General features: G+C 41.1%; 9 protein-coding genes. 6 read left to right on the top strand and 3 right to left on the bottom strand.

Annotated elements, in window-relative coordinates; all coding sequences use genetic code 11:
• The first annotated feature begins 215 nt into the window (after positions 1-215).
• The 3 genes from ACESQI_RS11310 to ACESQI_RS11300 all read left to right on the top strand — a co-directional run bounded on the left by ACESQI_RS11310 (position 216) and on the right by ACESQI_RS11300 (position 5760).
• Positions 216-2405 carry a glutamine synthetase III gene (locus tag ACESQI_RS11310; protein WP_002559557.1) on the top strand — a complete coding sequence of 730 codons (2190 nt, stop codon included), beginning with the start codon at positions 216-218 and terminating at the stop codon, positions 2403-2405.
• A 174-nt stretch (positions 2406-2579) separates the two neighbouring features.
• A complete protein-coding gene (locus tag ACESQI_RS11305; RefSeq protein ID WP_002559556.1) occupies positions 2580-3281 on the top strand; it encodes a Crp/Fnr family transcriptional regulator in 702 nt (233 codons plus the stop codon).
• A 43-nt stretch (positions 3282-3324) separates the two neighbouring features.
• Positions 3325-5760: a beta-N-acetylhexosaminidase gene (locus tag ACESQI_RS11300; protein ID WP_368106876.1), complete on the top strand. Its 2436-nt coding sequence runs from the start codon at positions 3325-3327 to the stop codon at positions 5758-5760.
• Between the two features lie 231 nt (positions 5761-5991).
• On the opposite strand, the gene trxB is transcribed toward ACESQI_RS11300, so the two are convergent.
• The 3 genes from trxB to ACESQI_RS11285 form a co-directional block, all read right to left on the bottom strand.
• A complete protein-coding gene (gene trxB, locus ACESQI_RS11295) occupies positions 5992-6939 on the bottom strand; it encodes a thioredoxin-disulfide reductase (protein ID WP_002559554.1) in 948 nt (315 codons plus the stop codon).
• 108 nt (positions 6940-7047) lie between these two features.
• On the bottom strand, positions 7048-7692 hold the full coding sequence (locus ACESQI_RS11290) for a LolA-like putative outer membrane lipoprotein chaperone (protein WP_234130779.1): 645 nt from the start codon (positions 7690-7692) through the stop codon (positions 7048-7050).
• Positions 7693-7711: 19 nt separating this feature from the next.
• Positions 7712-10204, bottom strand: a complete 2493-nt coding sequence (locus ACESQI_RS11285; protein WP_007484350.1) for a DNA translocase FtsK — start codon at positions 10202-10204, stop codon at positions 7712-7714.
• Positions 10205-10371: 167 nt separating this feature from the next.
• Here ACESQI_RS11285 and ACESQI_RS11280 point away from each other — a divergent pair, with 167 nt between their 5' ends.
• Genes ACESQI_RS11280 through ACESQI_RS11270 form a run of 3 tightly spaced genes read left to right on the top strand, consistent with a single transcriptional unit; the run spans position 10372 to position 12914 of the window.
• Positions 10372-11031: a DUF5063 domain-containing protein gene (locus ACESQI_RS11280; protein ID WP_263666651.1), complete on the top strand. Its 660-nt coding sequence runs from the start codon at positions 10372-10374 to the stop codon at positions 11029-11031.
• 12 nt (positions 11032-11043) lie between these two features.
• On the top strand, positions 11044-11691 hold the full coding sequence (locus ACESQI_RS11275) for a 3'-5' exonuclease (RefSeq protein ID WP_007484347.1): 648 nt from the start codon (positions 11044-11046) through the stop codon (positions 11689-11691).
• Positions 11692-11735: 44 nt separating this feature from the next.
• Complete coding sequence (locus ACESQI_RS11270) at positions 11736-12914, top strand: class I SAM-dependent rRNA methyltransferase (protein ID WP_002559549.1); 1179 nt, start codon at positions 11736-11738, stop codon at positions 12912-12914.
• The last annotated feature ends 345 nt before the right edge of the window (positions 12915-13259 follow it).

Raw genomic sequence — 13259 nt, 5'->3', positions numbered from 1 at the left:
ACCATATTCTATTAATATGAAAGTTATAGAATAATGAATCAATTTAAAAAGATACAATGCGCGATAACAATAGATATACCTAAAAACAGTCTCTTCAGACAGGGGGCTTTCTGAGAAAAATAGAACTATTTTCGAAATTACCCCCTAAAAAATAGGGGTACATTCAGAAAAAACATATAATTTTGCGCCCAACAACTGATAAAAGAGACACTATTATGTCAAAAATGAGATTTTTAGCTTTACAGGAACTTTCCAGCAGATGTCCTTTGGAAATCACTCCTCCTTCCAACAAATTGTCCGATTATTATGGTTCCCACGTATTCGACCGTAAGAAGATGCAGGAATATCTTCCTAAAGAAGCCTACAAAGCTGTAATGGATGCTATTGAGAAAGGTACTCCCATCAATCGTGAAATGGCTGACCTTATCGCTAATGGTATGAAAAGTTGGGCAAAATCACTGAATGTGACTCACTACACCCATTGGTTTCAGCCACTGACTGATGGCACAGCCGAAAAACATGACGGCTTCATCGAATTCAGCGAAGATGGCGGAGTCATAGAACGTTTTTCAGGCAAGCTACTCATTCAACAAGAACCTGACGCCTCTTCTTTTCCTAACGGAGGAATACGTAATACGTTTGAGGCGCGCGGATATACAGCTTGGGACGTTTCTTCTCCGGCTTTTGTAGTAGATACTACTCTCTGTATTCCCACTATTTTCATTTCATATACAGGTGAAGCATTAGATTATAAAACTCCACTACTCAAAGCACTCGCAGCAGTAGATAAAGCTGCAACAGAAGTATGCCAGTTATTCGACAAAAATATAACCCGTGTATTTACTAATTTAGGTTGGGAACAGGAATACTTCCTTGTTGACTCCTCTTTATATAATGCCCGTCCCGACTTATGCCTGACAGGACGAACCTTAATGGGCCATTCATCAGCTAAAGACCAGCAATTGGAAGATCATTATTTTGGCTCTATCCCCCCCCGTGTTACTGCTTTCATGAAAGAGTTGGAGATAGAATGCCACAAGCTGGGTATACCTGCCAAAACCCGACACAATGAAGTTGCCCCAAACCAGTTTGAGCTTGCTCCCATTTTTGAGAATGCCAATCTGGCCAATGACCACAATCAATTGGTCATGGATCTGATGAAGCGCATTGCCCGTAAACATCACTTTGCAGTATTACTGCATGAGAAGCCGTATAGTGGTGTCAATGGCTCAGGCAAGCATAACAACTGGTCACTCTGTACAGATACCGGTATCAATCTTTTTGCCCCGGGCAAGAATCCGAAAGGCAATATGCTTTTCCTTACCTTCCTGGTCAACGTATTAATGATGGTTTACAAAAATCAGGACTTGCTGCGTGCCTCTATTATGAGTGCCGGTAACAGTCACCGATTGGGAGCCAATGAAGCCCCGCCCGCCATATTATCCATCTTCTTAGGTAGACAACTCTCCTCTACATTAGACGAAATCGTGCGCCAGGTGGGGAGTAGCAAAATGACACCGGAAGAAAAAACAACGCTTAAACTCGGTATCGGACGTATCCCCGAAATTTTACTGGATACTACTGACAGAAACCGTACATCTCCATTTGCTTTCACCGGAAACCGCTTTGAGTTCCGTGCTGCCGGATCATCTTCCAACTGTGCTGCTGCCATGATTGCTATCAATGCAGCTATGGCTAACCAGCTTAACGAATTTCGTGCTTCTGTTGAAAAGTTAATGGAAGAAGGTATCGGTAAAGACGAAGCAATCTTCCGCCTGCTAAAAGAAACAATCATTGCTTCAGAACCCATCCGTTTTGAAGGTGACGGTTATTCGGAAGAATGGAAACAAGAAGCCGCCCGCCGCGGATTAACCAATATCTGCCACGTTCCGGAAGCATTGATGCACTACGTAGACAATCAATCTAAATCCGTATTGATAGGCGAACGCATTTTTAACGAAACAGAACTTGCCTGCCGTCTTGAAGTGGAATTAGAAAAATACACGATGAAAGTACAAATAGAAAGTCGTGTATTAGGAGATCTCGCTATAAATCATATTGTACCCATCGCAGTAAGTTACCAGAATCGTTTGTTGGAAAACTTATTAGGAATGAAAGAAATATTCTCTCCCGAAGAGTACGAAGTAATGAGTGCCGACCGGAAAGAACTGATCAAAGAAATCTCCCGCCGGGTTACTGCGATCAAAGTTTTAGTCAGAGATATGACTGAAGCCCGTAAAGTAGCCAATCACAAAGAAAACTTTCAAGAAAAGGCCTTCGCTTATGAAGAAACCGTACGCCCCTATCTGGAAAGTATCCGTGATCACATCGACCATCTGGAAATGGAAATCGATGACGAAATATGGCCATTGCCTAAATACAGGGAATTGCTGTTCACGAAATAAATAATAATGTGTTAATTCGCCAATATGCTAATAAACTGCACTATCATACTAAAGAGCAATTGGCATATTGGCAAATTGACATATTATTATATTAGCACATTATTTTTATCTTTTATTCTTTTTCTCATTTTTTCTTTCTACATTTGTGCTTTATAACACAGTTTTGCAGCACTCATGGTAAAGATAAACTTGTCAGACATAGATATCTCGGATAAATTATCCGATATGTGGGCTCCCTTGAACAATGAACAAAGAGAGTTCCTGGCGAACAATTTTACTCTACAAAATTACAAAAAGAACGAAGTCATCTACTGTGAAGGTGAAACACCTACACATTTAATGTGCCTCCTCAGTGGAAAAGTAAAAATATTTAAAGAAGGAGTTGGAGGCCGCAGCCAGATCATCCGTATGATCAAACCCACCGAATATTTTGCATACCGTGCTTTCTTTGCCAAAGAAGATTTTGTTACAGCTGCAGCAGCTTTCGAACCGTCCCTTATCGGACTGATACCTATGAGCGCTATTATGACTTTGGTAACCCAAAACAATGACCTTGCCATGTTCTTCATTCGCCAATTGTCCATTGATCTTGGCATTGCAGATGAACGAACTGTCAACCTGACTCAAAAACATATCCGCGGACGATTGGCGGAGTCTCTCATATTCCTTAAAGAAAGCTATGGACTTGAAGAAGATGGTTCTACCCTAAGTATCTATCTGTCTCGCGAAGACTTGGCTAATCTTTCTAATATGACCACTTCTAATGCCATCCGTACGTTATCAAACTTTGCAACCGAGCGCCTTATCACCATTGACGGAAGAAAAATAAAAATAATAGATGAAGAAAAGCTGAAGAAGATCAGCAAAATCGGATAATTTTTTTTATCACAATTATATAACTTAACACACATTTCGTATCATGAAAAAAGGAATTTCCTTCTTTCTTTTGTCTCTATTGTTCATCGCCCCCGGATGTAAAGATTCAAAAGAAACAGTGAATGAGTACAATCTCGTTCCGTTGCCTAACCAAATGACGCCCCAACAAGGACGTTTTGAGTTAAACAAAAAAGTCAAAGTTATTACAGCCGGTTGTACACCGGAGGTACAAAACATTGCAGACAGTCTCATCGGGCGTTTGGCAACAACCTCCGGATTGTCGTTAGAACGAATAGACAAGGAGCATGCCGGCAATCCTTCCATCACTTTTATAACCCAAGAAGGCATGCCTCAGGAAGGATACAAATTATCCGTTACCCCAACTAACATTACAATTACCGCATCACAACCCAACGGTTTCTTCTACGGTGTACAAACACTCTACCAACTTCTGCCTCCGGCTGTATATGGAAAAGAACGCAACAAACGCGCTGACTGGTCAATACCTGCTGTAGAAATAGAAGACGCTCCCCGTTTCGCATATCGTGGAATGATGCTTGACGTTTGTCGTAACTTCTCTCCTATAGAATATGTATATAAGTTCATTGATATGCTTGCCATGCACAAAATGAACACCTTTCATTGGCACCTGACAGACGACCAGGGATGGAGAATTGAAATCAAAAAATTCCCCAAGCTGATGGAAATCGGTTCCAAACGGAAAGAGACACTTATAGATTATTACTTCACCAACTATCCGCAAATATTTGATGGAAAAGAAGTTGAAGGTTACTATACTCAGGAACAAATTAAAGACGTAGTGGCTTATGCCGCCAGCAAATACATTACGGTTATTCCTGAAATTGAGATGCCGGGACATGCCATTGCCGCCATTGCCTCTTATCCTGAGCTTTCGTGCACACCCGACACCACTTACGATGTAACCGGGACATGGGGAATATTTGACCAGGTATACTGTCCGAAAGAAGAAACCTTCAAATTTCTGGAAGGAGTCCTTGACGAAGTCATTGAACTATTTCCGAGTGCATACATACATGTAGGAGGTGATGAATGCCCCAAGACTGCATGGAAAAACTGTGCGCACTGCCAGGGACTTATCAAAAAGCTGGGATTGAAAGATGATACAACTCCTAATCCAGCAGATGGCAAACTACATACAAAAGAAGAAAAGCTGCAAAGCTATTTCGTCACTCGTATGGAAAAATACATAAACAGCAAAGGACGTAATATCATTGGTTGGGATGAGATTCTCGAAGGAGGATTGGCACCTAATGCCACTGTCATGTCATGGAGAGGGGTAGACGGAGGTATGAATGCCGCCAAACTGGGACACAATGCCATCATGACCCCGAGTCCTTATATGTATGTGGATTATTATCAGGAAGACCCGGAAACAGCACCAGTTACTATCGGCGGATATGTCACATTAAAAATGACTTATACTTACAACCCAGTAGCAGATGATGCCGATGAACTGGTAAAGAAGCATATTATTGGCGTACAGGGAAATGCCTGGACAGAATATATGCAAAATAATGATCGTCGCGATTATCAGATATTCCCCAAAGCAGTAGCTATTTCAGAAACAGGATGGACGCTGGACCAGAATAAAGACTGGAAAAATTTCTGTAAGCGTATGGCAGAAGAGTTTGAACGCCTGGACATGCTGAACGTCAAAGCGTGCCGTAACTTTTTTGATGTAAATGTCAATACACACGTAGATAACGATACATTAAACGTGATATTGGAATGTTATTACCCGGATGCTGAAATCCGATACACCACAGACGGAAGTGAACCGAATATTAAATCAACGCTTTACACAGCCCCTTTCGCACTTCAAGGAAATATAAACCTGAAAGCTGCTGCATTCAAAAATGGTAAAATGCTGGGTAAAATCCGCCACAAGCCTCTTTATGGTAATCTGATTAGCGGAAAAAGCTTCGTAGTGACCCCTGCTTTAGGATGGATGAAGGGAGATATTTTCGGAGAAAACGATTTATTCGGTGCAGACAAAACCACCTTCGGACTAACAAATGGCAAGCGTGGAAATAACGCATCTTATACTCCATGGACAAATTTCTCCATGAATGAAAAACGTAAAGAAGTAGAATTCATTGTACAACTCGATAAACCGACTCAAATCAGTCAGGTAGTATTTGGTTCATTATTTAACCCGGCCTATCGCATTTTACCGGCAGGTGCTGCTACGGTAGAAATCTCAGCCGATGGTAAAGAATACCGGCAAGTTGCAGAAGAGACATTTACTCGTCAATTTCCGGATAAAGGAAGAAAAGCGTATACTGATTCTATCTCCTTCGATCCTGTTGAAGCCACTTATGTAAAAGTAAAAATCCAAAATGGAGGTACCTTACGTAACGGTATTGATTGCAGAAAAGATACTCCGGAAGACATCATACAGGCAAATCTGTATCTTGACGAAATAGAGATTTATTAAGAAGAAAAGCAACATAACCAACTGATAATCAGAAGTTATAAGAATGTACACTTTTGTATGACAGGAATGTACATTCTTATATCACAAGAATGTACACCTTTACCATACAAGAATGTACATTTTTACATTGTGGGAAAACTTACATTCATTTTTTGACTCTGGTTATCAATAAAAAACGGATTGCACTGTAACAGTACAATCCGCTTTTTTTTATACATGATGGATTTATTATTAAAGTCCTTTTTCAGACAAATAACGCTCTGCCTCAATAGCGGCTTTACAACCACTTCCTGCAGCAGTAATTGCCTGACGGTAATGCGGATCGGCAACATCACCGGCAGCAAAAACCCCCGGTACCTTTGTACGGGGAGTATCCCCCTCCGTAATGATATAGCCTACTTCATCCGTTTCAAGATAGGGTTTGAAGATATCAGAATTCGGCTTATGACCGATAGCCAGGAAAAATCCATCTATAGACAATGTATAACGTTCTTCATCCGGTTCACCCCAACGCTTTACAAGGCTTACACCTTCTACCCCATTCTCACCGAACAGACCAACAGCATTATGTTCAAATAACACCTCTATCTTATCATGGTTCAACACACGCTCCTGCATGATTTTTGATGCACGCAGATAAGGTTTACGAACAATAAGGTATACTTTTGAAGCCAATCCGGCAAGGTAAACAGCTTCTTCACAAGCCGTATCACCCCCACCAACAACAGCCACCACTTTCTTACGATAAAAGAACCCGTCGCAAGTAGCACAAGCGCTTACACCCATTCCGGCATATTTCTTTTCATCTTCCAGACCCAGATATTTTGCCGTAGCACCGGTTGCTATAATCAATGTTTCCGCCTCAATCTCCTTCTCTCCGTCAATGGTAATTTTATAGGGTGCCTTGCTCAAATCCGAAGCAGTAGCAATACCGAAACGGATATCTGCACCGAAGCGTTCGGCTTGCGTGCGCAAATCTTCCATCAGTTGCGGACCACTGATACCTTGCGGATATCCGGGAAAGTTCTCCACATCTGTGGTGGTTGTCAACTGTCCACCAGGTTGTATTCCTTCATAAAGCACGGGGGATAAGTTTGCACGCCCCGCATATATCGCTGCCGTATACCCGGCAGGACCTGAACCAATAATCAGGCATCTTACTTTTTCTGTTTCCACCATTCTATTTTATTATTTATTCCCTATGGTCATGACTATTATTTTATCTTCATCACATAGGTACGTTTACGATTTACTTATTTACTATTTACGACTAAAAAAATCTACTGTTTATCTTAAATCTATGATTTCGGCAGTAGGATATTGTTGTTTATTAAATACAAAAACAGAGTCGGACAGTTTCAAGCCTGTTTGATATCTGGTAATGGTTATCTCACTCCGGCTACCATCACGTTGTTCCACTTTTATATAAACAGGCTGATAGGTACTTTTTACTACATAAAGTACGATACGGGACAAGTCCTGTTTTTTATCTGTTGCAGTGAGGATCACCTCATACACCTGTTTCCCATGAAAATCTGCCACTTTCCCTAATTCATAATCAAACCCTTTCTTATAAAGATAGAGCAATGCATACGGATTCAAGCCCTGTAATTCTGCTTCAGTAGGAGTACTAATATTTACCTCATCATTTTGAGTAAGATAACTCCACTGCGTTTTTCCGTCAAACCATGAAACCGTCTCAGCCGTTTTCAGAAAAAACTTCTCTCCTTTCAGCTCAATGGTTCCGGTAGCCGTTCCTACAGAATGCCCTTTATTAAAAGCCTGTACACTAAAATCAGCTTTTACTCCACCTGCTTTTTCAAAAGCGGCAGCCGTTTTATCAAGCACAAGTTTTGCCTGCGCTTGTTTTTGGGCAAGTACAGGCAAAGTAGTAAGTAAAGCTATCAAAATGCTAAAAATGTACTTCTTCATTTGTCTTATTAACGCTTGTTTATTGTAAATTGTTCAATCTCATTTCGAGGTCATTTTCATCCATACACAAAACGTCGCGTGCCTTACTTCCCTGGGTTGGGCCAACGATTCCGGCTTTTTCCAATTGGTCCATAATACGCCCTGCACGATTATATCCAATAGAGAATTTACGCTGAATCAGAGAAGTAGAACCCTGTTGGTGAATAACGATCAACCGGGCTGCTTCTTCAAACAGCGGATCAAGACGCCCCATATCCACATCTCCCAGGTCACTACCTCCATCTTCACTCACATATTCGGGCAAGAAAAAGGCAGTCGGATATCCTTGCTGTTTTGCAATAAACTTAGTGATCTCCTCCACCTCCGGCGTATCAATAAATGCACACTGTACGCGCACCGGATCTGCTCCCTGTAAGAAAAGCATATCTCCGCGTCCTATCAGCTGATTGGCTCCCGGACGGTCAAGAATTGTACGCGAATCCATCATTGCCGAAACGCGGAAAGCAACACGCGCCGGGAAGTTCGCCTTGATCGTACCTGTAATAATGTTTGTTGTAGGACGCTGTGTGGCAATAATCATATGGATACCTACCGCACGCGCCAGCTGGGCAATACGGGCAATAGGTAATTCTATCTCTTTTCCGGCAGTCATTATCAAATCACCAAACTCATCAATAACTACCACAATATAAGGCATAAACTTATGTCCCTTTTCAGGGTTCAGACGGCGATTGACAAATTTCTCGTTATACTCCTTTATATTGCGTACATGCGCCATCTTCAACAAATCATAACGGGTATCCATCTCCACACAGACAGAATTAAGTGTCTGCACAACCTTCGTCACATCCGTAATAATGGCATCACCTCCATCGGGCAACTTGGCAAGGAAATGATGCTCTATAACCGAATAAATACTAAACTCTACTTTCTTCGGATCGACAAGTACAAACTTCAGTTCTGCCGGATGTTTCTTATACAATAAAGAAGTAATGATTGCATTCAGTCCCACAGATTTACCTTGTCCGGTAGCACCTGCTACCAATACGTGCGGCATTTTACAAAGGTCTACCATAAACACCTCATTCGTGATTGTCTTACCAAATGCAATCGGCAAATCATAGGTAGACTCCTGAAATTTCTTACTACCGATAATACTTTGTCCGGAAACAATTTTAGGGTTAGAGTTCGGTACTTCAATACCGATTGTTCCTTTTCCGGGAATCGGGGCAATAATACGAATTCCCAATGCCGAAAGGCTCAATGCAATATCATCTTCCAATCCACGGATCTTTGAAATACGTACTCCCTGTTCAGGAGTTATTTCATAAAGAGTTACGGTAGGTCCTACAGTTGCCTTGATCGTACTGATCTCGATGCCAAAGCTCCTCAATGTATTGATAATCTTATCCTTATTCGCATTCTGTTCCTCCATATTAATGGTAGGCTCATTGTTCTCAAAATGCCTCATCAGCTCAATGCCAGGAAAACGATAATTTTCAAGATCAAGTTTCGGATTATAAGGTTCAGTTTCTTTTCCCAGATAATCGTCATCGGCGTCAGCAGCGGCCTCAACTTCAAAAGCAGGTTCTTTATCAGTCAATTCATTCACAACAGGAACCGGGTCGGGGGTAGTCTGTTCAAAAGTCATTGTCACTTCCTCCTCCTCTTTCGATGAATTCTCATTGATTTCTGACGGCATAACAAACTCCGGCTCTTTCATTTCAGGCTCCGTTTTAACCTCTTTAGGAGCTGGTTTCTGTTGGAAAGTCCGATCCATAGAAAACTCTACTTCGTGAGGTTTCGGATTGGCAAATTCAGGCTTTACCTGTTCTGCTGCAGGACTTTCTTCCTGCTCTTCTCTTCCCTCTTTACGACTACGTTTCAAGAAGCTAAGGCTAAAAAGTTTACGTAACCATATGACTGTACGGGCACTGATATAAATAAGGAAACAGATCGCCGTCACAAGCAAAATCATCCAAACACCAGGTTGTCCCACCTGTGAAGTCAGCCAATTGGCTACATTATATCCGTGACGTCCTCCCAAATAAATGAATGAGTCCTGATAGCTATCCATAAAGGCAAAGCCAAAGAATACAGAAAACCATACAAGCAGCAATGCACATCCAATAAACCATTTCCACAAACGCACAATCCGCACGCGCATCAGTTTTAATCCTGCCACAGCCAGGAAGATAAGAATAAAGAATGACGAAATCCCGAAGCAATCATTTATAAGATAACTGGCCAATTGTGCTCCCCGCGAACCGGCATAGTTCTTCACATGATTGTTCACGGTTGACAGATCATGTGGATTTCCGCTATCAATAATACTCTGATCTGCTGCTCCCGTAAAAAAGAAGGAAGAGAAAGCCAACAATAAATAAACGGAAAATATCACCAACACCAAACCAAGAACAAAGTGGATGGTTTCATTTTTGAGAAATGCTATGAACTTATTAGTAGAAGGCACCTTTGGTTCTGCCTCTTTATCTGATTTCTTTTTTGCCATATTGCGTCTTTTATACCTTATATAATACTAAAGCGCAAAAGTAGTAAAAAAACAATTTTCTTCCTAACTGTTGCCTTTAAAGTTATTACCCATCAAAAAGAATCTCTTACTAATCCTCTCACTCTTTCAATCCTTTTTCTTACCTTTGCGTTTCAATTCAAGCAGATATGAAAAAAGAAAGTCTGGTAATATTTGATAAAAATGTAATAGAATTCGTTACGGTAGCCGCAGAATTCTGTGCTTTTCTCGAACGTTCCGAGAACATGAAGCGTAAGACATTTGTTGATACAACACTAAAAATACTCCCTCTGCTTTATCTCAAAGCATCCATGCTTCCTAAGTGTGAAGTGATAGGTGATGAAGCACCCGAAACTTATGTTACGGAGGAAATGTACGAAGTGTTGCGTATTAACCTGGCTGACATCATGGCCGAAAAGGATGATTATCTTGAAGTTTTCCTACCGGACATGGCCTACAGTGATCAGCCCATTAAGAAAAATATATCGGAAGACCTTGCTGATATTTATCAGGACATCCGGGACTTTATATTTGTATTCCAGCTCGGACTGAACGAAACGATGAACGACTCCCTTGCCATCTGCCAGGAAAACTTTGGACTTCTATGGGGACAAAAACTGGTAAATACTTTGCGGGCACTCCATGACGTGAAGTATAACCAGGAGCCAGAGGAGGAAGAAGAAGTTGAAGAAGGTGAGTATGAACCTGGGAATGATGATTGCCACTGCAATGATGAAGATTGCCATTGTGGAGAGGATGACGACTGTCATTGTCACGACCATGGCTGTCATTGCCATGACAACGAATAAGAGAAGAAGAAAATGATCATAAAAAGAACAATAAGTAAAGAAGAAATAAAAGAATTGCCTAAAGCCGTTTTTGAAGGACCGATACACGTGATTCAAAGCGAGAAAGAAGCAGACAAGGCAGTAGCGTATCTACAAGCCCAGTCCGTATTGGGCATTGATAGTGAGACCCGTCCGTCTTTCACTAAAGGACAATCTCATAAAGTTGCACTATTACAAATATCCTCCAACGAATGCTGTTTCCTATTCCGCCTGAACATGACGGGGCTTACTCCGTCACTGATTGGATTGCTGGAAAATCCGGAAGTAATAAAAGTTGGTTTGTCACTGCGTGATGACTTTATGATGCTGCATAAACGTGCACCATTCACCCAACAGGGTTGTGTAGAATTACAGGATTATGTACGTCCTTTCGGCATATTGGACAAAAGTCTGCAAAAAATATACGGCATCTTATTTAAAGAAAAAATATCAAAATCACAACGTCTTTCCAATTGGGAAGCGGATGTATTAACAGATGCCCAAAAACAATATGCGGCAACAGATGCCTGGGCATGCCTTCACATCTATAATTTATTGGAAGAGCTGAAGCATACCGGCAACTTTGAAATAGAAGAAACTCCCGTAGCTATAGAAGACGAACAGGGAACCCGCCCTCTCTAAAATTGTAAATCGTAAAATTGTAAATTGTAAATCCCTATATTTTCATGTACAAAGTATATCTCAAACCCGGTAAAGAAGAATCACTAAAACGTTTTCATCCCTGGATATTTTCAGGCGCTATCGCCCGTTTCGACGGTGAACCGGAAGAGGGTGAAGTTGTGGAAGTATATACCTCCAAGAAAGAATTCATTGCCGAAGGACACTTCCAGATAGGTAGTATTGCCATACGTGTACTCTCCTTCAAACAAGAACCTATCAATCACGATTTCTGGAAACGCAAACTGGAGATAGCTTATGACATGCGCCGTAGTATCGGTATCGCCACCAATCCCACCAACGACACCTATCGTCTGGTACATGGTGAGGGTGACAATCTGCCTGGCCTGGTCATTGATATATATGCTAAAACAGCTGTCATGCAGGCACATTCTGCCGGTATGCACGTTGACCGCATGGCTATCGCCGAAGCTTTGTCTGAGGTTATGGAAGGTAAAATAGAAAACATCTATTATAAATCGGAAACTACCCTCCCTTTCAAAGCCGATCTTTTCCCGGAAAATGGATTCCTGAAAGGAGGAAGCAGTGATAACATAGCCCGTGAATATGGACTAAAATTCCATGTAGACTGGCTAAAAGGACAAAAAACAGGTTTTTTTGTGGACCAACGCGAGAACCGTGCTCTGCTAGAACGTTATTCAAAAGATCGTTCTGTGCTGAATATGTTCTGTTACACAGGGGGATTCTCTTTCTATGCGATGCGCGGTGGTGCCAAACAAGTTCATTCGGTAGACAGTTCTGCTAAAGCAATAGATCTCACCAACAAGAATGTAGAATTAAATTTCCCCGGAGATCCACGTCATGAAGCTTACGCAGAAGATGCTTTCAAATACCTCGACCGCATGGGCGATCAGTATGATCTGATAATTCTCGATCCTCCTGCTTTTGCCAAACATAAAGATGCATTGCGCAATGCTCTGCAAGGATACCGTAAACTGAACGCCAAAGCTTTTGAGAAAATCAAACCGGGTGGTATCTTATTTACATTCTCTTGTTCGCAGGTAGTGACAAAAGATAATTTCCGTACGGCTGTATTTACTGCCGCTGCTACATCAGGGCGTAGCGTACGTATTCTACATCAATTAACCCAACCTGCAGATCATCCGGTAAACATCTACCATCCGGAAGGGGAATATCTCAAAGGATTAGTTTTGTATGTAGAATAATTTGGCATGTAGCATAATTAAGGAATCATCAAAGCTAAACAATGTTAATAAATAGCAGTTTTATAGCAAATCATTATGTTTTATAACATAAATCCCTTTATCTTTGCACTGTGTTTTTCATGGTATTAGATTTAAGGTTAATAAAGATTGGCTGTCTGGGATAGATAGCCTTCTTTTTTATATACCATACACAAAAGAATAATACTACAAACAACTAACGATCAAATTACATTACACAACAAATTTCTTTTAACAACCACATTTATCGAACTTAATTGGTTAAGAAAACATTAAAGTAGATTCTCCGCGTAAACAAAAAGTAATTATGGTCAAAATATATGATAC

The sequence above is a fragment of the Bacteroides sp. HPS0048 genome (genome assembly GCF_964240755.1).
GTDB lineage: Bacteria > Bacteroidota > Bacteroidia > Bacteroidales > Bacteroidaceae > Bacteroides > Bacteroides nordii.
This window is presented reverse-complemented; position numbering and strand designations above follow the sequence as displayed.